This window comes from Pseudomonas sp. COR18 (genome assembly GCF_048568395.1).
Taxonomy (GTDB): Bacteria; Pseudomonadota; Gammaproteobacteria; order Pseudomonadales; family Pseudomonadaceae; genus Aquipseudomonas; species Aquipseudomonas fuscovaginae_B.
This window is the reverse complement of record NZ_CP183808.1, coordinates 1,836,182-1,857,441: the sequence shown is the minus strand read 5'-3', so window position 1 is coordinate 1,857,441 and position 21,260 is coordinate 1,836,182. Positions and strand designations below refer to the sequence as shown.

The window sequence follows — 21,260 nt, the reverse complement described above, 5'->3', positions numbered from 1 at the left end:
CAGCGGTCGTCAGTGAATGATCCAGCTCAGCAGCCAGAGCCCGAGCAGCAGCCAGATGATGCCGAGGAAGATCGAGGCGCGCATGAAGGCCCGGACTGCCGAGTAGAGGAACATCAGGCCGACGATCAGGGCCAGGATGCTGATCAGCGAGGTGTCCATGCCCAGGGCCCGGGCCAGGCCGTCGATGAAGTTGCCGCCGGCGTTGGCCAGCAGGCTGAACAGTCCGCCCAGGCCATCGACGATGAAGCGGATCACCGAGCCGAGCACCCGACCCAGCCACTCGAAAAAGCCTTCTACCTGCATATGCATACCCTGATGAGCGTGTGGCGCGGATTGTAGCCTTTGGCTGTGGAACTGGCAGCAAGGTTCCCGCTGGCATGGCGTGTCGAGAACAGGGGCTGATCGCTGGGGGAGATCCCTGGAGCGGCGATGGTCATTTCAGGCTGGCGGGCCAGGCGGCATTCTTCGCAGGCAGGCCCGCTCTCGCAAACGCGGGTTGTCAGGAGCCCACGACATGGATCCGCGGCTGCGGGAACAGATTGTTGAGGGTTTCCAGCAGGCGCACGTGATAGATGGGTTTGCGGAACAGGTCCAGCACCTGCAGGCGCAGCATGTCGCTGACATCGTCCATGTCGGCATGCCCGGAGGTCACGATCACCGGCAGGTGCTGGCGTGAGGTGTGCTCGCGCAGCCGCTTGATCAGCGACATGCCGCTTTCCTCGGGCATGCGCAGGTCTGTAATGACCAGCGCGATGTCGGGGTGCTTGGTCAGGTGGAACAGGGCCTGCTTGACCGAGGTCGCGGTGAAGCAGGAGAACCCTTCTCCTTCCAGCAACTCGGCCAGCTCCAGGAGTGCGTCCTCTTCGTCATCCACTAGAAGGAGCTGTTGGCGTGGGGGAACAGAGGAAGTCATGAACGATTCCTGTGGCTGATTCGTCTTGAGAGTGTAGCGCCTCTTCGAGGTAGAAAAGAATGCTGAATTCAAGTCCCCAAGCCTGAGGACAGGTTTGTGAAAACTGTCTTGATCTTGTCACCGATTCCAGTCGACAGCCCTGCAATCACGACAGCCACCATCGCCGCCACAATCGCATATTCGATACCCGAAGCACCCTCCTTGCGACTCATGAAAAGCTGAACCTGAACATACAGCCTGGTAATGAAATCAAGGATCATCTGACAACTCCTTACGTCTTTAAACGCTGTATCAGCCGCCTTACGACATGGTTTCCCTATGCCATCACAGCATCGTCAACAAAGCGGCGGGCAACAACTGTAAGAAAGGATTAATCACAAAGTATTAGTCCGAAGGTTGGCGTCAATAAACGTCGGTTTCCTTTCTCTAATCTGCGGATATTTTCGGTTGGGTAATGGCATTTCGTCCTAGCTGGACTACCTTCAAATAGCGAAAAAGTTGATGTTCATAGCTGCCTGAATGCGAGGGTTTCGCGGGTCGCGCAGTCGGAAAGGGAGAGCCGTCATGAACAGTCGAGTGACCATGGGGCTGGCGGCCATCTTGTTGATCGCAGCGCTGGTTGTCGGATATTGGGGGCTGATGCTCAGTCATCCGCCGGCACCTGTGGTTCCGGCCGTCAGCGCACCTGTGGACAACCCGGCCGCTGCCGAGGAACCGGCGCGCCAGCCGGTGGTGGTGCTGGCCCACGATGTCCCTCCCTTCGTTCCCCTGACGGCCGCCGACCTGGTGATCGAGCGCCTGCGTATCGCCCCACCCGGCAGCTTCGGTTCGTTGCAGGAAGCGGTGGACCGCATTCCCTGGCGGCCCCTGAAGGCCGGGACCTGGCTCAGTGACGAGAGTTTCCAGGCCGGTGGCCCGCTGGCACGCATGATCCGTTCCGACGAGCGTGCACTGGCAGTGGCCGTGGACGAGGTGATCGGGGCCGGCGGGCAATTGACGCCCGGGGACTATGTCGATGTGCTGCTGTTCCTGCGCCAGGATGCCAGCAATCTGCAGCAGTCGGCCCAGGTGGTGATTCCGGCGATGCGTCTGCTCAGCGTCGGCGAGCAACTGGGCCTGACCAATGATGGCAAGCCCGCGTCGGGCGCCAGTGCCAGTGAGCGGGCCAATCAGGAACTGCGTCGCGCGTCTGCCCGTACCGTGGTGCTGGCGGTTCCCGAACCGCTGTTGAGCCGGTTGATGCTGGCGACCCAGGTCGGCACCCTGCGCCTGGCGGTGCGCAGTGCCGATGAGCACCTGTTGCCTCGCTACTGGGCTGGGGAGAAGGTCGGTGCCGCCAACCTCAAGGCGGCCAGCGCCGAGCTGTTCCAGTTCAACCAGTTGGCCCTGGCCGGGGCCCCCAGGGGCCAGCCCCCGGCTGTCGAGAGCGGCGGGCGTGGCCAGGGGGCCGTGGTGATCCGTGGCAACCAAGTCAGTCAATCAACACCCTGATCTGCAAGGAAACTTCGGATGAGTGGATCCCTGTCGAGCGTCAAACGAGTGGCCCGGGCCTTGTTCCGGTGGCGTTTGTCGGTGCAACGTAGCGGATTATCGAAATGAGCCAGAGCCTGAGCCAGACCTTCCTGGCAATCACCCGCAATACCACCGACCTGGAATGGCTGCAGGGCGCCCTGGCGCCGTTGGGCCAGGTGGTCAGCGCCGGCGGCAGTCTCGACGAGTTGCTGTCGCTGGTGGACGTCACCTTTGCCGGGCTGATTTTCGTCGGCCTCGACCGGGAGAACCTGGTGGCCCAGAGCGCCCTGATCGAAGGGTTGCTGGAGGCCAAGCCGATGCTGGCGATCGTCGCCCTCGGCGACGGCATGGACAACCAGCTGGTGCTCAATGCAATGCGCGCCGGAGCCCGGGACTTCGTCGCCTACGGCTCGCGCTCCAGCGAAGTGGCCGGGTTGGTCCGACGCCTGAGCAAGCGCCTGCCGGCGGTGGCACCGAGTGCGCAGATGGGCGGTTTCACCGTTCTGTACGGCGCCCAGGGCAATGCCGATGGGGCACTGTTGTCCACTCACCTGGCCCTGGTGGTGCAGAAGAGCGGGCAACAGACCCTGCTGCTCGACCTCGGCCTGCCCCGGGGCGACAGCCTGGCGTTGCTCGGTCTGGAAAGCTCGTTCCATTTTGGCGACGCGCTGCGCCACCTGCGCCGCCTGGACTCGACGATGATCGACAGTGCCTTCACCCGCACCGAAGAGGGGCTGCGCATCCTCGCCTATGCCAGTGCCGACGAGCCTCTCAAGCGCACCAGCGCCGCCGAGTTGTACATGTTGCTCAGCGCCCTGCGCCAGCACTTCCAGCACATCATCGTCAATCTCACCGGACAGTCCGACAGCGAGGCCCTGCGCACTTTCGTCAGTCACTGCGACAAGCTGCTCTGGTACACCGACCAGAGTGTGCTCGATTGCCGACGCAACCTGACGATCCTCAACCTGTGGCGGGAAAAGGGCATGAAGCTCGACCACGCGCGGCTGCTGGTCGACCGTTATCTCAAGAATGTTTCACCGGACTCCGAAACCCTGGGCAAGACGTTCGGGCTGCCGGTCCTGTCGGTACTGCCCTTGAATGTCGAGGTGCGGCTGAATGCGAAGAACCAGGGCCAGACGCTGTTCGAGCTGGCCCCGCGCGAAGCCCTGACCCAGGGCCTCAAGTCCCTGGGCGAGCACCTGGCCAAGCGCTCCGAGGGCCGTACCAGGACCGCCGAGGGCTGGCTCAACCGGATCTGGGGGCATAAGTGATGAGCGAGAAACTGTTCGGCGGCCAGAGCCGTGGAGCGGCCGGCAACACCGATCATGAAGGGCTCAAGCTGGTTTTGCATCGCTACATCATCGATGCCATCGAGGAGTCGGGGAAGAACCTGCTGGAAGGCTCGCGCCAGGTCCTGGCGCAGTTCGTCATCGACAAGGTCGGCGAGTATGTGTCGCGCCTGCACCTGGCGATTTCCCGTTACGAGATGGAGCGGCTGGCGGAGGAGATCGTCGATGAACTGACCGGCTTCGGTCCGCTGGAGGTGCTGCTGCGTGACACGGCGGTCACCGAGATTCTGGTCAACGGACCGCATCGGGTGTTTCTCGAACGCGATGGCCTGTTGCACCAGAGCGACCTGCGTTTTATCGACGACCACCACGTGGAACGGGTCATCCAGCGGATCCTCGCGCCCCTCGGTCGACGCCTGGACGAGTCGTCACCGATGGTCGACGCACGGATGCCCGATGGCAGCCGGGTCAACGCGATCATTCCGCCGATCGCCCTGGACGGTCCTTGCCTGTCGATCCGCAAGTTTCGCAAGGACATGCTCAAGAGCAACGATCTGGTGGCGATGCAGACCATCGACCAGGCCATTCTCGAATTCTTCCAGGACGCCGTGGGCAAGCGCTGCAACATCCTGATCAGTGGCGGCACCGGCACCGGCAAGACCACCCTGCTCAATATCCTCAGCCAGTTGATCAACCGTCACCAGCGCCTGGTCACCATCGAGGACGTCGCCGAACTGCAACTCAACCATCCCCATGTGGTGCGCCTGGAGACCCGTCCGCCGAACGCCGAGGGCCATGGCGAGGTGAGGTCCAGCGACCTGATCCGCAACGCCCTGCGGATGCGCCCGGATCGGATCATCCTCGGCGAGATTCGCGGCGTGGAAGTGCTCGACGTGCTGACGGCGATGAACACCGGCCACGACGGTTCGATGAGCACGGTGCACGCCAACAATGCCCAGGACGCCCTGCTGCGCCTGGAAACCCTGGTGGGGCTGACCGGACGCCAGGTGGCGGAGAAGACCCTGCGCCAGATGATCTGCGCGGCGCTGGACGTGGTGATCCAGTTGACCCGCCTGCCCGATGGCCGTCGCTGTGTCAGCGAAGTGGTGGAGGTGGTCGGGGTTCGCGATGACATCTATGTCACCAACACCCTGTTCCGGCTCGATCGCCGCAACGGCTTCAGTTTCCAGCGCGATGCCGTCAACCCGGCGGGCGACAAGCTGCGGCGCGAGTTGCACCTGGGTTTCGACGATTGAGGAGGTCTGGCCATGTTCGCTCCGCTGTTGCTTGGGCTCACCTGCCTGCTGCTGCTCGGGCTCTCGCTGCGGCTGTTCTACCTGGCGATGCGCAAGACCGGCAACGAGCGGGTGCTCAGCCGTCTGACCGAGGGGCAGCCGGAGTTGGTGACTGTCGCCAGTCCCGCCGGCCCGCTGAGGAACCATCTGGACCGGCTGTTCCTGCGTGCCGGGCTGGATCGTCCGGGTGAGCGGCTGGTCCTGTGGCTGGTCGTCTGGATGGCGCTGGTCTTCCTGGGAGGGTTGTCAGTGGGGGTGGTCGGTCTGGTGCTGGTATTGCTGATACCGCCGCTAGGCCTGAGGCTGTTCGTGGGCTGGCGTTACCGGCGGCGGGTGCGGCGGATGGTCGAGCAATTGCCGCAGATGCTCGACTATGCGGTGCGCAGCCTGAAGTCCGGGCGGACCCTGGCCGATGCGATCCTCGGTGGCATCGAGGCGTCGGCCGATCCGCTGCGCGAGTCCATGGCGCGTATCCGGCGTAACGTCGAACTGGGCGTCAGCCTGCCGGAGGCGGCCAGCGATTTCGCCGAGTTCTACGAGCGCGAGGAGTTTCGCTTCCTGGCCCTTGGCCTGAAGGTCAACCACCGTTACGGCGGCAATGCCAGCGAACTGCTGGAAAACCTGATGAAGCTGATCCGCGAGCGCGATCAGGCCGCGCGGCAACTGCGCGCGATGACCGGCGAGACCCGCATGACCGCGGTGGTCCTGGCGCTCCTGCCGATCAGCGTGGCGGGTTACTTCATGGTGACCAACCCGGGGTATCTGCTGAACATGTGGCAGGATCCGAGCGGCCAGCGGATGCTGCTGTTTTCCTTTGGTCTGCAGGCGCTCGGTTGCCTGGCGCTGTGGCGCATGCTGCGGAGCGTATGACATGGCCCTGCTGATGAGTGTGCTGCTGTTTCTCGCCGCCCTGGTGCTGATCGTCGGCGACAGGCTGCAGAGGCGCCAGCGCGAACGGGCGGTGACCGAGCGTTTGCAGGGGCACATGGTGCGTGAGCGACACAAGCTGAGCGATTGGCTGCGTGTTCTGGGTGAAACCCGTTTCGGCCAGCGCTCGGTGAGTATCGACAACGAAACCCAAGTGCTGCTCAACCGTATCGGTTGGCGCAAGGCGAACCAGCGCTCGTTGTTCGCCGCCTGCCAGATCGGCACGCCGATACTGGTGCTGGTGCTCGTCCTGCTGGTACAGGGGCTGTTCTTTACCGAGCTGGAATCACCCTGGATCGCGCCGTTCCTCGGGCTGGCCGCCGGCTATCTGCTGCCCAAGCGCCTGTTGGTCATGGCCGCCACGCGTCGACAGCGGCAGGTCACTGTCGAGGTTTCGACCTTCATTCCGCTGTTGCGCATCCTCTTCGAGTCGGGCATGGCTGTGGAGCAGGCGTTGCGGGTGCTCGCCAGCGAATCCCGGCAACTGCTGCCGGTGCTGAGCGGCGAGTTGCAACTGGTCCTGGCCAGGGTCGATTCCGGTCTGGAGTTGAGCGAGGAACTGGGCAAGATGGCGCGGTTTCTGGCGGTCGACGAGTTCGACGACACTTGCGTCATTCTCCAGCAACTGCTCCAGCAGGGCGGTGGAGCGATGAAGTCGTTGCTGGCGCTCAAGCAACTGCTCGATGACCGACGCCTGACCCGCTTGCAGGAGTACATCTCGAAGATGTCGGCGAAGATGTCGGTGGTGATGATGGTGTTTCTGTTTCCGGCGTTGTTGATCGTGCTCGCCGGCCCGGGTTTTACCGCCCTGAGCAAGGCCTTCGGCACGTCCTAGGCGGGTTCAGTGAGCCGCCGCATCCCGCTGCCTTGGCCCGGCGGGCGACAGTGCCAGGGCCAGTTGCGTGCGGTTATGCATGTGGGTCAGTCGCAGCACCTGTGACACATAGAGCTTTACGGTATTTTCGGTGATGCCCAGTTCGCAGGCGATCTGGTAGTTGGTCTGGCCCTTGCCCACCAGGCGCGCCACCTCGATCTGGCGCGGTGACAACTGGCTGAAGATCTGCGCACCCGACGGGCCCTGCGCCGTGTTCGATGCGTCTTCGGCGGCCTCCTCGCGACGCCCCTGGGGCGAGCGTCGGACACTGTCCAGGTCGTGATAGAGGTCATCGATGGACTCGGCGAGAAATTGCAGCTTCTGATTCAGGTGACCCAGACTTTCATGGTGCAGGCGTTCGGCGATCACCGCCTCCTGGCGTTGAATGCCTTCGAGCAGTTCCGCGAGGTCCACCGGTTTCTGGTAGTAATCGGCGATCCCGGCGCGCAGGGCCTTGATCACGTCCTGCTTGTCGGCGCGCCCGGTCAGCATGATCGACTCGAAGATCCGGCGCTTGCCGGCCAGGCGCTGCAGCTCATGCACCAGCTCGACGCCATCGAGGTCGGGCAGATGCAGGTCGCACAGCACCAGGGCGATCCCGGAGTCTTCCCTGAAACGGTCGATGGCCACTTGGCTGGTCAGGGCGGGCACGCAGCGATAGCCGCTTTTTTCAAGAAATTCGCAGAGTTCTTCCACGATCAGCGGTTCGTCATCGACCACCAGCACCTTCATCTCAGAGACAAGCCTGTTCACGCGCTACTCCATGCTTTGCAAGCCAATGACCACGAGTTCCCCGCCCATGCGCGCAGCCTGGGGGCCTGAGATAAAAGTAGACGCACTTTCGCCCGCTGTACACTGCGGCCCCTAATGGAGGCTGGTGGTCATGCACAGCAGGCCGACCCACAGGAAAGGCGCGAACGGCTGTTTGTCCGAGGTTCCCGGCTCGAGGTTGTGCAGCATCCGCTTCAGCGGCTTGCCCAGCAGTGGCCAGAGCCGCGGGCCCAGCCAGAGCCAGAGCAGGCTGGCGACGCCGGCGCCGATGACCGTCCCGAGCAGGTAGCGGCTGTCGCTGGCCAGGGCCAGGGCGATCAGCAGCTTGACGTCGCCGGCTCCCAGGCGTGCCGTGACGTAGCCGGGCAGGGTCAGCAACAGGGCCAGCAGAAAGGCCCAGCCACCTTGCTCTGCCGAGGCCCCCAGCCAGGTAGTGCCACTCCAGAGCAGATAGAACAGCGCCAGTGCCGAGCCCCCCAGGGTCAGGCTGTTGGCGATTTCCCGCTGGCGCAGGTCCTGTGCCGCGCAGAGTGTGAACCACAGAAGCAGGATGAGGCTGTGCATCGGCTAAAAAACGTCCTTTTCCGATGAATGATTCTATGCTGATAGCAACGTGCAGTTGTCAGGGTAGACGCAGTCATGATCCCAGGCCTCCCCGGAAAGCAAAAAGGCGCTGCCGCCATCGAGTTCGCGCTGGTCTTCGTGATCTTCTTCGCGGTGCTCTATGGCCTGGTCAGCTACAGCCTGCCGATGCTCATGGTGCAGTCCTTCAATGCCGCGACCGCCGAGGGCGTGCGGCAGGGCGCCCAGGTTGACCCGGTGGCCAGCGGCAACAACTACGCCACGCTGCTCAAGAGCACGGCGACAGCGGCGGCGGCCCAACGCCTGCAATGGATTCCGGCGACGCTGAGTTTCAATGCGTCCAGCGATATCACCGCCACCTATACGGGGGGCCTGCTGACGGTCAGTATCCAGTATCCGACCTCCCGCTTGCGCAGCGTGCTGCCGTTCCTGGTGCTGCCCGGGATCGGCACGGTGCCCAACCTGCCAGCCAATCTCAAGGCCAGCGCGAGCATGCAGTTTTGAGTTCCGGGGATCGGCTGTTGGGTCGTCTGCTCGGCCGGGCGGCGGAGCCCGCGCTCGCTCCTGCGCCCGAACCGTCGACCTCGGCGGCCGAATTGCGGATCCGCCTCGATGGCGACGGCCGCGTACTGGAGGTTGCCGGGCCGCTGCGACATGGCTTGGCGGCACTGCCTCAGGCAGCAAGCTATCCCCTGCGGGAGCTGCTGAGGGTGTCCAGCCACCTGTCGGTCGAAGGGCTGCCGGCGGACTGGCTCGGGCATATCCTCGACCTGGACTTCAACGGCCTGGCCGGACAGGTCGTGCACACCCGTGGCTGGCTCCAGCCCCATCAGGGCGGCTGGCTGTTGCAGGCGCTGGATGTCGGTGATCTGCTCAAGGACCACCAGGCCGCGGAGAATCGTGAGTACCTGCAGCACTTCGCCGCCCGCGTGAGCGAACAGTTGCGCCTGTGCAGCGTGGCGCGCCTGCCCCAGGTGCTGGCCGAGCAACTGCAGGCCCTGGCCCAGCTTTGGCATATTCCCTGTCTGGCCCTGGCCCTGCTCGATGGGCCCGGGCAGCAGTGGCAGGTGCACAGCCACTACCGGGCCCATGACGCCCCGCCGCTCTGGCACGAAGGCCAGACCCTGGGCACCGGCCTGGACAGCCTGAACGGCACCGCGCCGCTGCGTCTGGACGTGCGTGACGGCCTCAGCGAGTACCCGCGCCTGCTGGGCGTGATGGGCAATGCCGATGGTCTGCTGGTGCCCTTTCACGATGAGCATGGCGTCGCCGCCTGGCTGCTGTGCGGGTTCTATCCGGTGCGGCAACGCGCACCGCAGCTCAGCGACCAGGACTGGCTGCAACTGACGGCAGCCCTGGCCGCACCCTTACTGGGCCGGCGCCGTCAGCAGTTGCATCTGCAGCAGCAGGAACGCCTGGAGAGCCTCCAGGAACTGCTGGGCACGGGCTGGTGGGAATGGTCGCCGGCCAGGGACGAGTTGCAATTGGCGGCCCCCCTGGCCCAGACATTGGGCTTGGGCGAATCGACCTCGCTGCTGTCGATGGAAGACTGGCTGGCGGTGATCCATCCCGCGGACCGCGAGGAACTGGGCAGTTGCCTGAATGATCTGCGCCAGGGCCGGTCGATGCTGCTTTGCGTGCGCCTGTACCAGGACGACAGTGCGGACAATCCGCGCTGGTATCGGCTCCAGGGCCAGGCACTGGGGAGCGGCGAGACGCAACGGATCGTCGGCTTCATGCTCGACATCAGCGACGTCAAGAACCAGGAGCAGGCGGCTGCCGCTGCCCATGCGCGGCTGGAAAACCTGATCGCCAGCTCACCGGCGGTGATCTATGTCCAGCGTTACGTCGAGGGGGCATTGATACCCGTGTTCTTCAGCCACAGCCTGTTGCCCCTGTTGGGCCGGACCCTGGCCGATTGCACCCGGGATGGCCTGGCGCAGTGGATTCATCCCGAGGACCGCGACCGCTATTTCGAGCGTACCCGCCAACTGTTGCGCGAAGGCCATGTCAGTTGCCGTTACCGGCTCCAGGATCAGCGCGGCGACTACCACTGGCTGCTCGACGAGGCCCGGTTGTTGCGCGATGACCTGGGGATGCCGGTGGAGGCGGTGGGGCTGTGGATGGACGTCACCGAGGCGACCCTGGCCGCCGAACGCATTGAAAAAAGCGAGGAGCGCTATCGGGTCCTGGTGGAGGACTCGCCGGCGATGATTTGCCGCTATCGGCCGGACCTGACCCTGATTTTCGGCAACCAGCCGCTGGCGAAGTATCTGGAATACGCGCCGGAGCAGTTGCCGGGGATGAACCTGGGCAACTGGATGTCGCCGGAGCAGCATGCGGCATTCGTTCGACGCCTGGAACAACTGACGCCCGAGCTGCCGGTCAGCACGGCCGAGATCAGTCTGCAATTGCCCGGCCGCGAGCATGCCTGGTGGGTCTGGTCGGACCGTGGCCTGTTCGATGCGCAGGGTCGCCTGCAGGAGATCCAGGCCGTCGGCCGCGACAACACCGAGGTGCGCCGTTCCCAGCAACAGCTGACCCAGAGTGCGAAAATGGCCACCCTTGGCGAGATGGCCACGGGCCTGGCCCATGAAATCAACCAGCCGCTGAACGTCATGCGCATGGCCATCGTCAACGTGCTCAAGCGCCTGGGCAATGGCGATGTGCAGATCGACTATCTGCAGGACAAGCTCAACCGCATCGATGCCCAGGTCCAGCGGGCGGCGCGGGTGGTCGATCACATGCGGGTGTTCGGCCGTCGGTCGGAGATCGAGGCCGCGCCGTTCAACCCGGCCCAGGCGGTGGAGGGCACCCTGTCGCTGCTCAGCGAAGGCATGAAGGGCAAGGGCGTGCAGTTGCGCGTGCCACCGATCGAGTTCGAGGTACAGGTGCGGGGTTTTGTCGACCAGTTGGAGCAGGTGCTGATCAACCTGATGGTCAATGCCCGGGATGCGCTGCTGAGCAAGCGCGAGAAGCAGCGCGACTTCGAACCCTGGATCTCGGTCACCGCCGAGCGTGACGAGCGTTCGGTACGGCTGATCGTCGAGGACAATGGCGGCGGCATCGACCCGCGCCTGCTGGAGCGGATCTTCGAGCCGTTCTTCACCACCAAGCCGGTGGGCATCGGTACCGGCCTGGGGCTGTCGGTGAGCTACGGCATCGTCGAGAACATGGGCGGGCGGATGAGCGTGCGCAACGGCGACGATGGCGCCCGGTTCTGTGTCGAGTTGCCGCTGGTGCTAGATCACTAGGTAGGCCTTGCCGGTCTGGCCGCAGGTGAGGTTGGCGCCGACGTCGGTCTGGTTGAGGTTGATGCCCAGGGCGGACAGCAGATTATTGACCAGGGGGTCCAGCAATGGACTGAGCAGGCCGGTTATCACGGGCGTCAGCAGGCTGCTGACGCCGCTGATCAGGCCGCCAGCGGCAGCGACGATGTTTCCCAGCGGATTGCTGTTGACCGGCTGGTAGACGTTCAAGCTGATGCCCGACAAGGTACTGGCCAGGCTGGCGACCACATTCGAAGTCGGCGTCGCGGCCAATACGCTGGGCGGCAGATTGAGGTTGGGAGGCGTCGCATAGGGTGAGGCGGCGCTGGCGAATACCAGGTCCTGGGTATTTTGTCCGACGCTGGTGTTTACCATGAGGCCTATGCCCCCCGCCGCAAATGCGTTTCTGGCCGGGCCGCAACTGCCTACGCCGAGAATCTTGTGACATGTCCAGGTTCCCAGATCGATCAGCGGCAGTGGGGCGACGGTAGGTTCTGCCGAGGATGAGAAGGCACTCGTCGGGTCTATCTGGCCCACTTTCAGGCTGGCTATCGATGTGGTGGTCCGAGCGGTCAGGCTTTTTGTACCGGCATTGTTCACCGGGCAGCTATAGGCGGTGACATAGCTTTCGGCCCCTCCGGTGTCCAGGCTGACGTTGATTTGCGGGGTGTTGAGTATCTGCGGGCTAAGCTGCATGCAGCCGGCTCCCAGCAGGCAGCTTGCCGAGTTGATGGTTGCGGCAAGGTTCAGGCTCAGCAGCGCGTTCAGGGTGGGGGTCAGATTGGCGACAAGTCCCAGGGTCGCATTGGCCAGGCCGGTTATACCCGACAGTACGGGCAGGTTGACGGATATGAAGGTTCTGACTTGTGCTGTACGTACATAAATACGGTTGGGGCCCAGTCTAGTGTCGCCGGCAACGGCCAGTTTCGGATCGCCCATCGCGGACAGTTGTGGCGCCTGTATGACCTTCACCTGCAGTGTCACACCCGCCAGCCCCAGCACATTGACCGGGAGCGTCGCTGCTGCTGCACTTTGACTGTTGGAGAGCTGGATGAAACCCTGGATCAGTTGGAATAACTGGATGTTGGCGTTCAGCCCGCTCGAGGGCGTGCCGGTTTGCAATTGCAGCAGGTCGCCAACCCTGATCGGGGTGGTATTGGCCGCGGCGATTTGCAGATTGCCCAGCGCCGTCACGACATCGGCGCTCGCGCCATTGATTTGGGCAACGGTTGCGGCCACCTGGACCAGTTGGGTCACTGCCACCGTCGTGTTGAGCAACTGCGTGTAGTTGCCTGCCGCGACATTCAGCCTGATTGCCAGTTGGTCCAGATAACTGAGCAGGTTGATATCGGTGCCGAGCAGGCCATTCCACCCGGCTGCAGTCAGACTCACGCTGCCCCCAGCAGCCCGGAGAAGATGGGGTTGAGCAGGTTGGACTTGGCGGTATCGACCGTTCCCAGTGAACTGCGCAGCGTCAGTTGGGCAATGGTCGGTTGGGGCGTGGCGGCGACAGCGGTTGCTGTCAACTGGGTGGTGGTGCTGGTTGTTCCTTTTGCAAACAGCGCCTGGATCCCCGCTGCGATACTGGTCGTGACGGTGTTGGTGGCGATCACGCGAATGGCCGTGGATTGAGTGGCGTCGACAGAGAAGGTTCGCAGGTTGGCGGCGCTGGTCACGATGCGGCCACAGGTGACGTTCAGGGTCTGGCCGGTGCCTGGAGTAAAACCGTTACGGGTTGCGCTTTGCGTGGCATAGCTGGCCGCGCTCAGTCCTGCCTGGCAGTTTCCGCCACGAGTGACAGCCTCCAGCGCCGCCGTATCGGCAACCCGCTGCAAGCTGCGCTTCGCCAGGTACAGTCGCCCGCTATCGACCACCACCACCATGCTCAGCAGCGCCAGGCCGAGCGTCAGGGCGGCCATCAGGCCGATCGCGCCGCGCTGCTTCGACGGGCCGCGAAACACCGGCGAGCGACGGGGGAAAGACATCGAGCACTCCTTTGCCGGCGCGTGGCCGAGCGCTTACTTTCCTGTATTGCCTGCCAGTGTAGTCAAGGCCGGCGCACAGCGCTGGCCAGTCGCCAGGTTTGCGGCGAACGGTGAGGTCCGTTCGCCACGGTCAACAACCTGGCGGGAAAAGGGCCGTTTATCTGGGCGGATAGTTGGCCATCACCTGGGCCACGGTCCGGTTGATGGCGGCGCTGCGTTCGGCAGGCGTTGGCGTGTTGTCCACCGCCTGTTCGGCGCTGCCGCGCCAGACCAGCTTGCCGTCCTTGCCGTCGAAGAGGTCCACCTGGATCGTCGCGACCTGGTAGTCGATGTTGCGTACCTCGGTATAGCCCGGGCCCGCCCACAGGCCGCCGCCACGCCATGGGCCGCCCCAGGCGCCGCCGTAGTTGGTGCTGATCTGTTGCTGGCGGTTGTCGACGATCAGGTAGGCCTGCACCTTCAGGTCGGCCTTGCCACCGACCGGCGCCGGACGCAGGCCACGCTGGTCGAGTTGCTCGGCGACCGCCTGGCGGATGCGCTGTTCGGTCAGGTCACTCTTGATCCGTGGATCATCCGGTCGATATTGCAGCGCGGGTTCTTTCCAGCTCCAACTGCGGTAGCCGGCGAAGTCGCGGCTGGCGTCGAAGTCGTGGTTGACCTGGGTGGTTTCGCAGGCGCTGAGCAGCACGGCAAAAGCCACTAAAGCGAGACGGCGGAACATGATTTTTCTCCGGTAGCCTGGCAGGTTGGTTAGCTGGGCGGGTAGGCGGCCAGGGCCTTGTGCACCGCTTCGCGCAGGGCATCCGCGCGTTCGAGCTGATTGCCCTGGTTGGCCGTTTCGGCGCTGGCGCTCCAGACCGGTTGGCCGGTCGCCGCGTCGAACAGACTGACTCGCGCCACGAGCACCTGGACTTCATAGGTGCGCACGATCGGCACGCTGTTGTACACGCCGTAGCGGTTGCCATACGGCCCCCCGCCATAAGCCCCGGCGTAGCCATAGTCCTCCTGGACCTGGCGCAGGCGTTTTTCCAGGTGCACGTCGGCGCTCACCCGCAGGTCCGCCAGCGCTCCGTCACGCCGGGGCCGCAGGCCCTGTTCGTCGAGGGCGTTGCCGACCATCTCGGCCAACTGCGCGGAGTCGGCCCAGGTGGTGCCGGCGGGCAGGCGATCGTTGAGCCAGGCCCAGGTCCGATAACGGCCATAGTCACGGGCCGGCGCCGGGTAGGCGCTCAGGTCGAGAGTCCTGGCGGCCTGGGGTGGCGCTGGCGGGATCGGCATCGAACTGGCGGTGTACGGGTTCGGGCTCGAACAGGCTGCCAGCCCGAGGCACAGCATTGACAGCACGAAACGGCGATTCATTGCATCCTCCGTATCACACCGGACGGCAGATCCAGTGCAGGTAGCGCCCCAGCCCGGCAAAGCTGGGGTGGCGACGATGGGCCAGTTCCATCTCCAGCAGGTCGACCAGTTCGGCGCGATTCTGGAACTCGACCGGCATGTAGTCATGGAACACCCGCACGCCGCTTTGGGTCTCGACGCTCCACAGACCTTCAAGTTGCGCCGCCAGCTCCCGAGGATCAAGCGGTTGTTGGGGGGTCAGGCTCTGTTTCTCGCCGGCCATGTCGTTCTTGCGCATCTTGCGGAAATGGCCCTTGAGCAGGTTGCGGTAGATCAGCGCATCGCGGTTGTAGAAGGCCAGGGACAACCAGCCGCCGGGTTTCGCCAACTGGTGCAGCACCGGCAGGATCGCGTGGGGTTCGGCCAGCCATTCCAGCACCGCGTGGCACAGCACCAGGTCGTAGGGCTCGGTGAGCTGGCCGAGCAGTTCCTGCCACGGCGCCTGGATGAAGATCGCCGGCTGCCCGGCCTCGGCGAAGCGTTGGCGGGCACCTTCGAGCATCGGCTCGGCGGGCTCGGCCAGGGTAACGTGATGACCGCGCTGGGCCAGCCACAGCGACATGTGGCCGAGCCCGGCGCCGATATCCAGCACCCGCAGCGGCCGGTCCGGCAGGCTTTCGGCGAGGTCGGCCTGCAGCACCGCGAGGCGGATCGCGCCCTTGGCGCCGCCGTAGATCTTCTCGGCGAAGCGGGTGGCCAACTGGTCGAAATGACGGTCGCTCATTGGGCGAACCGCCGTTCGCTGTCGGCCAGCTTGGCACGCACCACTTCGTTCATGTCCAGCCCCAGTTCGCTGCACAGCAGCAGGAGATAGAGGACGATGTCCCCGACTTCCTGCCCGGCATGGGCGAGCTTCTCCGCGGGCAGCTGGCGTGACTGATCCTCGGTCAGCCACTGGAAAATCTCCACCAGTTCGGCCATCTCGACACTGGCGGCCATCGCCAGGTTCTTCGGGCTGTGGAATGGTTTCCAGTCGTTGCGATCGCGGATGCCGTGCAGGCGTTGGGTCAGTTCGTCGAGGTTCATGCGTGGTGTTCTCCTTCCAGGCGACTAGCTTCCGGTGGATGGGAGCGGGAAGCAAGGGCCTGGCCATGAAGAGAACGTGCCAGGCGGATGAAATATTCATCGGCCTCAGCCAATTGTCAGCTTGCCTCAGGCGATGGGCTGCCAATGACCGCTCATGTGTTCCAGCTCGCCGGCGCCGAGCAGCCGCAGGTCGCCACTGGAGCCCGGAACGCTGGCGTAGAGCACCATTTCGTTGGGCAGGTGCACCGGTTTCCTGAACGTCACCGCGATCTCGATATTCGCCGCCGGCAGGTGGTTGCCCAGGGCCGCCAGGGTACGGGCCTTGTTCCACAGGCCATGGGCGATGGCCTTGGGAAAGCCGAACAGCCGGGCGCTGAGGGCACTCAGGTGGATCGGGTTGTAGTCACCGGAAACCTTGGCGTATTGGCGGCCGATATCGCTCGGACACGGCCAGCGGGTCAGTTCCTGCATCGGTGCCGGTTCGGATTGCAGGGGGACGGTTGGTTCGCCCGGCAATTCGACGCCGCGGCAGAGCATGCGGCTTTCGGCCTCCCACAGTGGCCCGAGGGCGTCGTCGATCTGGGTCACCAGGTCGAAGGTCGCGCCCTTGGGGTGCGGTTGCAGATTCTGCACCTGCACCCCGACCCGCAGGCTGGTGACCCCGCCGAGCGGGCGCAGGATGCGGATGCGGTTGCTCAGGTGCACCAGGCCCAGCAGCGGAAAGGGAAAGTTTTTCGCGGTCAGCAACTGCAATTGCAGGGGAAAGGCCAGCACATGGGGATAGGTCGCCGGCATCAGGCCGGTGTCGCCGAACCCGCAGATCCGCCGGTAGGCGGCCAGGCGCTTGGTGTCGACGGTGACCCAGCAGCGCAGGCCCTCGCTTGGCAGTTGCGTGCCGGTGATCTTGCGGCGGCGGGCTGCCCGGAGATACAGGCCGGACAGCCCGGGGGCAGTGGTCAGGTATTGCCAGTTCACCAGCATGCTCAGGCCCCCAGTACGCTTTGTCCACAGACCCGCAGGGCCTGGCCGCTGACCGCGCCGGAGCCCGGCTGGGCCAGCCAGGCTACGGCTTCGGCGACATCCTGGGGCAGACCGCCCTGGCCCAGGGAACTCATGCGCCGCCCGGCTTCGCGCAGGGCGAAGGGGATGTGCGCGGTCATCTGCGTTTCGATGAAGCCGGGAGCCACCGCGTTGATGCTGATGCCGCGCTCGCGCAGCAGCGGGGCCCAGGCTTGGGCCAGACCGATCAGCCCGGCCTTGCTCGCGGCATAGTTGGTCTGGCCGCGGTTGCCGGCGATCCCGCTGATGGAGGCCAGCAGGATCACCCGGCCATGGTCGTGCAGGGTACCGCTGTCGAGCAGCGCCCTGGTCAACACCTGGGGGGCGTCGAGGTTGACGGCCAGTACCGCGTCCCAGAACTCCGGGGTCATGTTCGCCAGGGTCTTGTCGCGGGTGATGCCGGCGTTGTGGACAAGGATGTCGAGCCCGTCCGGCAGTTGCTCCAGCAATTGCGTGGCGGCATCTTCGGCGCAGATATCGAGGGCGATGCTGCGCGCGCCGAGGCGGGCGGCAAGGGCTTCGAGATCGCTCCTGGCCTGGGGCACGTCGAGCAGGATGAGGTCGCCGCCATCGCGGGCCAGGGTCTCGGCGATGGCAGCACCGATGCCCCGCGCCGCGCCGGTGACCAGCGCCTTGCGGCCGGCCAGCGGGCGGCTCCAGTCCAGCACCCGGTGGCTGCAGGCGCTCAGGTACAGCACCTGGCCGCTGACATAGGCACTTTTCGGGGACAGGAAGAAGCGCAGGGCGCCTTCCAACTGGTCCTGGGCATCGTCATCCACATACAGCAACTGCACGGTGCCGCCGTTGCGCAGTTCCTTGGCCAGCGAGCGACTGAAGCCCTCCAGGGCCCGTTGTGCGCTGGCGGCGAAGGGATCGCGCAGGCTCTGCGGGGCGCGTCCGAGCAGCAGCACATGGGCGCACGACTCGAGGTTCCTCAGCAGCGGCTGGAAGAATTCGCGCAGTTGCTTGAGCTGGTCCACCTGTTCGATGGCGCCGGCGTCGAACACCAGCGCCTTGAGGCGGGGCCCGTGGCCGGGAATCCAGGCGCTGCAGCCAGGCACTTCGCTGCCGTAGCTGTAGACCGCATCGGTCAGCCGCTGGGCGAACCCGCCGATCTGCGCGGCCAGGGGCCCGCCGCCCAGCAGCAGGGCGCCCTCGACCGGCCGCAGGCGGCCGGCCTGCCAGCGCTCCAGACGCGTCGGTGCCGGCAGGCCAAGCGCGCCGACCAGGCGCTGGCCGATCGTCGAGTTGGCGAAGTCGATATAACGGTCAGACATGGAACGCTCTCCGGCGACAGGGGTTCAAAGGTGGACCGCGAAGGCGTGGCGGTGGTTCGTTTTCTAAGAAAGGTCCTACTCTTTTAGCGGTAGTGTCATTCGAATAATAGGGAGTTTTTTATGAATACGTTGCGCCGTGTTGCGATCATCGGGGGCAATCGCATTCCGTTTGCCCGCTCCAATGGTGCCTATGCCAGCGCGAGCAACCAGGCGATGCTGACGGCGGCGCTGGAAGGGTTGATCGAACGTTTCAACCTGCATGGCCTGCGCCTGGGGGAAGTGGCGGCGGGTGCCGTGCTCAAGCATTCGCGGGATTTCAACCTGACCCGCGAGTGCGTGCTGGGCTCGCGGCTGTCGCCGCAGACCCCGGCCTACGATATCCAGCAGGCCTGCGGCACCGGGCTGGAGGCGGCGTTGCTGGTGGCGAACAAGATTGCCCTGGGGCAGATCGAGTGCGGTATCGCCGGTGGCGTCGATACCACTTCCGATGCGCCGATCGGGGTCAATGAAGGTCTCCGACAGATCTTGTTGCAAATCAATCGGGGCAAGAGCCTCGGGGAGAAACTCAGGACCCTGCTGCAATTGCGCCCTGGGCACCTGAAACCTGAACTGCCGCGCAATGGTGAGCCGCGCACCGGGTTGTCCATGGGGCAGCACTGCGAGTTGATGGCCCAGGCCTGGAGTATCCCGCGTGACGAGCAGGACCAGTTGGCCCTGGAGAGTCATCGCAAGCTGGCCGCCGCCTACGCCGAAGGCTGGCATGACGACCTGCTCACGCCCTTTCTCGGCCTGAACCGTGACAACAACCTGCGCCCCGACCTCAGCCTGGAAAAGCTCGCGGGGCTCAAACCGGTGTTCGAGCGCAGTGCCAGGGGAACGCTGACGGCGGGCAATTCCACGCCGCTGACCGATGGCGCCTCGCTGGTGCTGTTGGGCAGCGAGGACTGGGCGCGCGAACGCGGGCTGCCGGTGCTGGCCTACCTGCGTGACGGCGAAGCGGCGGCGGTGGATTTCGTCAAGGGAGCTGAGGGGCTGCTGATGGCGCCGGTCTATGCGGTGCCGCGGCTGTTGGCGCGTAACGGCCTGACCTTGCAGGACTTCGACTACTACGAGATTCATGAGGCGTTCGCCGCCCAGGTGCTGTGCACCCTGAAGGCCTGGGAAGATCCGGAATACTGCAGGAACCGGCTGGGGCTCGACGCGCCGCTGGGCTCGATCGACCGCAGCCGGCTCAACGTCAAGGGCAGCTCATTGGCGGCGGGACATCCATTTGCGGCCACGGGTGGGCGAATCGTCGCCAACCTGGCGAAACTGCTGGACCGGGCGGGGCAGGGGCGCGGTCTGATCTCCATCTGTGCGGCCGGCGGCCAGGGCGTGACGGCGATCGTCGAGCGCTGATGCAGTACTTGTGGGCATTACCTGCTTTCTGTGGAGGGGGCATTGTCTTGTGTCTGGCTCTGGCCTAAGGTCGCATCCGTCAGCCACCAGGCGCTATAAGGTTCAGTCATGTCGAACAACGGACAACGCGGGCCCGAGCGGCAGATCCCGGCGCTGTCGGCCCTGCCACGTCCGCTGTATGCCCGGGCGGAAAGCCTGGATGCCGGTTCCTGGACCTCACGGCACAGTCACGACTGGGTGCAGTTTTCCTATGCCATCAGCGGCGTCCTGGGTGTGCACACCGCCGAGGGCAGCTTCTTCGCACCACCACAATGGGGGGTATGGATCCCGGCCGGGCTGGAGCATGAGGTGGTGACTTCGATGCAGGCGGAAATGCGCAGCCTGTATGTGCGCAGGGAGGACTGCCGGTGGGCGGCGGAGCGTTGCCGGGTGCTGGAGGTGACCCCGCTGGCGCGGGAGCTGATCAAGAGTTTCTGCCTGCTGCCAGTGGATTATCCCCAGGAGGGCAGCGCCGAGTCGCGTCTGGTACAGGTGTTGCTCGATCAGTTGGCGAGTCTGCCGGAAGTGGGGTTTTCCCTGCCATTGCCGCGCCATCCGCGCCTGCTCGGCCTGTGCAATGAGTTGATCGAAAGCCCGGAACAGGGCGCGAGCCTGGGGCAGTGGGCGCAACGCCTGGGGATGTCGGAGAAGACCCTGATGCGCCTGTTCCAGCGCGAGACGGGGCTGAGTTTCCGTGGCTGGCGCCAGCGCATGCGGCTGTTGTCGTCCCTCGGTGCGCTGGAGGAGGGGGACAGCGTGACGCGGGCGGCGCTGTCCTGCGGGTATGACTCGACCTCGGCGTACATCGCGGCGTTCAAGGGCTTGTTCGGCTATACGCCGGGGGAACTGTTCCGCCACTGAAACGAATCTTGAGGAGCCCTTCGCGGGCAAGCCCGGCTCCTACAGCAGCCGTTTGGTGTACGACACAAACCTGTAGGAGCAGGGCTTGCCCGCGAAAGAGCCCTTGAGCCTTGCCGGGAATCCTGAGCGGATGCCTGAATCAGGTCCGGAAACGCTTGACCAGGCTGTCCAGCTCATTGGACAGCCCGGCCAGGCTCTGGGAGTCCAGCCGCGCCGAGTTCGCCAGTTCCGCCACCAGTTGCGCATCGCCATGAATCTGGCTGATGTGCCGGTTGATGTCTTCGGCCACCTGATGCTGCTCCTCCGCCGCCGTGGCGATCTGGGTGTTCATGTCACGGATCACGTCCACCGATTCGCGGATCTGCCCGAAGCTGCTGCGGGCCAGGCCGATGCGTGTCACCGACTCTTGCGAAACCTCGAGGCTGGCGTGCATCTGTTGCGCCACCTGGCTGGTGCGCTTGGCCAGGTTGCCCAGCAGCCCGTCGATTTCCGCGGTGGAGTCCGCGGTACGCTTGGCCAGTGCCCGCACTTCGTCCGCCACCACGGCGAAGCCACGGCCCTGCTCGCCGGCCCGGGCCGCCTCGATCGCGGCGTTCAGCGCCAGCAGGTTGGTCTGTTCGGCGATCGAACGGATGGTGCCGAGGATCGACTGGATGTTGTTGCTGTCATTCTCCAGTTGCTGCATCGACTGGGCCGACTGTTCGATTTCATGGCTCAACTGGTCGACGCTGTGCACTGCCGCGTCGATCTGCTGCTGGCCTTCGCGGGCCTGGCGCTGGCCGCTG

The 21,260-nt window shown here is 64.8% G+C and carries 20 protein-coding genes and 2 pseudogenes; 9 read left to right on the top strand and 13 right to left on the bottom strand.

What is annotated here, in order from left to right:
* Positions 1 to 9 precede the first annotated feature (9 nt).
* The 3 genes from ACM62G_RS08625 to ACM62G_RS08615 form a co-directional block, all read right to left on the bottom strand.
* On the bottom strand, positions 10 to 303 hold the full coding sequence (locus ACM62G_RS08625) for a hypothetical protein (RefSeq protein WP_054060079.1): 294 nt from the start codon (positions 301 to 303) through the stop codon (positions 10 to 12).
* Positions 304 to 499: 196 nt separating this feature from the next.
* A complete protein-coding gene (locus ACM62G_RS08620) occupies positions 500 to 913 on the bottom strand; it encodes a response regulator (protein ID WP_026007664.1) in 414 nt (137 codons plus the stop codon).
* A gap of 68 nt (positions 914 to 981) precedes the next feature.
* Positions 982 to 1,173 carry a Flp family type IVb pilin gene (locus ACM62G_RS08615; protein ID WP_054060080.1) on the bottom strand — a complete coding sequence of 64 codons (192 nt, stop codon included), beginning with the start codon at positions 1,171 to 1,173 and terminating at the stop codon, positions 982 to 984.
* Positions 1,174 to 1,477: 304 nt separating this feature from the next.
* Here ACM62G_RS08615 and cpaB point away from each other — a divergent pair, with 304 nt between their 5' ends.
* The 5 genes from cpaB (at position 1,478) to ACM62G_RS08590 (ending at position 6,771) form a co-directional block, all read left to right on the top strand.
* Complete coding sequence (gene cpaB, locus ACM62G_RS08610; protein WP_419737003.1) at positions 1,478 to 2,404, top strand: Flp pilus assembly protein CpaB; 927 nt, start codon at positions 1,478 to 1,480, stop codon at positions 2,402 to 2,404.
* A 104-nt stretch (positions 2,405 to 2,508) separates the two neighbouring features.
* On the top strand, positions 2,509 to 3,696 hold the full coding sequence (locus tag ACM62G_RS08605) for an AAA family ATPase (protein ID WP_054060082.1): 1,188 nt from the start codon (positions 2,509 to 2,511) through the stop codon (positions 3,694 to 3,696).
* Positions 3,696 to 4,970 (top strand): CpaF family protein, encoded by a 1,275-nt coding sequence (locus ACM62G_RS08600; RefSeq protein WP_054060083.1) that lies wholly within the window; start codon positions 3,696 to 3,698, stop codon positions 4,968 to 4,970. Before ACM62G_RS08605 ends, ACM62G_RS08600 begins: the two co-directional genes overlap by 1 nt.
* A 12-nt stretch (positions 4,971 to 4,982) precedes the next feature.
* Entirely contained in the window at positions 4,983 to 5,879 is an 897-nt protein-coding gene (locus tag ACM62G_RS08595; RefSeq protein ID WP_054060084.1) for a type II secretion system F family protein, read from the top strand.
* Between the two features lies 1 nt (position 5,880).
* Positions 5,881 to 6,771, top strand: coding sequence for a type II secretion system F family protein (locus tag ACM62G_RS08590; RefSeq protein WP_273822266.1), 891 nt, complete (start codon positions 5,881 to 5,883; stop codon positions 6,769 to 6,771).
* Positions 6,772 to 6,777: 6 nt separating this feature from the next.
* On the opposite strand, the gene ACM62G_RS08585 is transcribed toward ACM62G_RS08590, so the two are convergent.
* Positions 6,778 to 7,563 (bottom strand): response regulator transcription factor, encoded by a 786-nt coding sequence (locus ACM62G_RS08585; RefSeq protein WP_419737002.1) that lies wholly within the window; start codon positions 7,561 to 7,563, stop codon positions 6,778 to 6,780.
* Positions 7,564 to 7,674: 111 nt separating this feature from the next.
* Entirely contained in the window at positions 7,675 to 8,145 is a 471-nt protein-coding gene (locus tag ACM62G_RS08580) for an A24 family peptidase (RefSeq protein ID WP_054060087.1), read from the bottom strand.
* Between the two features lie 75 nt (positions 8,146 to 8,220).
* Here ACM62G_RS08580 and ACM62G_RS08575 point away from each other — a divergent pair, with 75 nt between their 5' ends.
* Together ACM62G_RS08575 and ACM62G_RS08570 are read left to right on the top strand one after the other, a co-directional pair.
* Complete coding sequence (locus tag ACM62G_RS08575) at positions 8,221 to 8,667, top strand: TadE/TadG family type IV pilus assembly protein (RefSeq protein ID WP_273822269.1); 447 nt, start codon at positions 8,221 to 8,223, stop codon at positions 8,665 to 8,667.
* The gene (locus ACM62G_RS08570) at positions 8,664 to 11,417 is read left to right on the top strand and encodes a PAS domain-containing sensor histidine kinase (RefSeq protein WP_419737001.1); all 2,754 of its coding nucleotides are present in this window, start codon (positions 8,664 to 8,666) and stop codon (positions 11,415 to 11,417) included. The genes ACM62G_RS08575 and ACM62G_RS08570 overlap by 4 nt, the downstream gene beginning before the upstream one ends.
* Here ACM62G_RS08570 and ACM62G_RS08565 read toward each other — a convergent pair.
* The 7 genes and pseudogenes from ACM62G_RS08565 to ACM62G_RS08535 form a co-directional block, all read right to left on the bottom strand.
* A pseudogene (locus ACM62G_RS08565) lies at positions 11,406 to 13,417 on the bottom strand (pilus assembly protein TadG-related protein). The gene ACM62G_RS08570 and the pseudogene ACM62G_RS08565 overlap by 12 nt on opposite strands.
* 157 nt (positions 13,418 to 13,574) lie before the next feature.
* Complete coding sequence (locus tag ACM62G_RS08560; protein ID WP_419737000.1) at positions 13,575 to 14,138, bottom strand: DUF4136 domain-containing protein; 564 nt, start codon at positions 14,136 to 14,138, stop codon at positions 13,575 to 13,577.
* A 29-nt stretch (positions 14,139 to 14,167) separates the two neighbouring features.
* Positions 14,168 to 14,776, bottom strand: a complete 609-nt coding sequence (locus ACM62G_RS08555; RefSeq protein ID WP_419736999.1) for a DUF4136 domain-containing protein — start codon at positions 14,774 to 14,776, stop codon at positions 14,168 to 14,170.
* Between the two features lie 13 nt (positions 14,777 to 14,789).
* Entirely contained in the window at positions 14,790 to 15,539 is a 750-nt protein-coding gene (locus ACM62G_RS08550; protein WP_054060092.1) for a methyltransferase domain-containing protein, read from the bottom strand.
* Entirely contained in the window at positions 15,536 to 15,841 is a 306-nt protein-coding gene (locus tag ACM62G_RS08545) for a MazG-like family protein (protein ID WP_054060093.1), read from the bottom strand. Before ACM62G_RS08545 ends, ACM62G_RS08550 begins: the two co-directional genes overlap by 4 nt.
* A gap of 126 nt (positions 15,842 to 15,967) precedes the next feature.
* Entirely contained in the window at positions 15,968 to 16,822 is an 855-nt protein-coding gene (locus ACM62G_RS08540; protein ID WP_273822277.1) for a MaoC family dehydratase, read from the bottom strand.
* 2 nt (positions 16,823 to 16,824) lie between these two features.
* Positions 16,825 to 18,177, bottom strand: coding sequence for a 3-oxoacyl-ACP reductase (locus ACM62G_RS08535; protein WP_419736998.1), 1,353 nt, complete (start codon positions 18,175 to 18,177; stop codon positions 16,825 to 16,827).
* A gap of 120 nt (positions 18,178 to 18,297) precedes the next feature.
* On the opposite strand from ACM62G_RS08535, the gene ACM62G_RS08530 reads away from it, so the two are divergent.
* On the top strand, positions 18,298 to 19,575 hold the full coding sequence (locus tag ACM62G_RS08530) for an acetyl-CoA C-acetyltransferase (protein WP_054060655.1): 1,278 nt from the start codon (positions 18,298 to 18,300) through the stop codon (positions 19,573 to 19,575).
* A gap of 108 nt (positions 19,576 to 19,683) precedes the next feature.
* Complete coding sequence (locus ACM62G_RS08525; RefSeq protein WP_054060656.1) at positions 19,684 to 20,475, top strand: AraC family transcriptional regulator; 792 nt, start codon at positions 19,684 to 19,686, stop codon at positions 20,473 to 20,475.
* A gap of 139 nt (positions 20,476 to 20,614) precedes the next feature.
* Here the strand turns inward: ACM62G_RS08525 and ACM62G_RS08520 are convergent.
* Positions 20,615 to 21,211: pseudogene (locus tag ACM62G_RS08520) on the bottom strand (methyl-accepting chemotaxis protein); the annotation flags it as partial.
* Positions 21,212 to 21,260 lie beyond the last annotated feature (49 nt).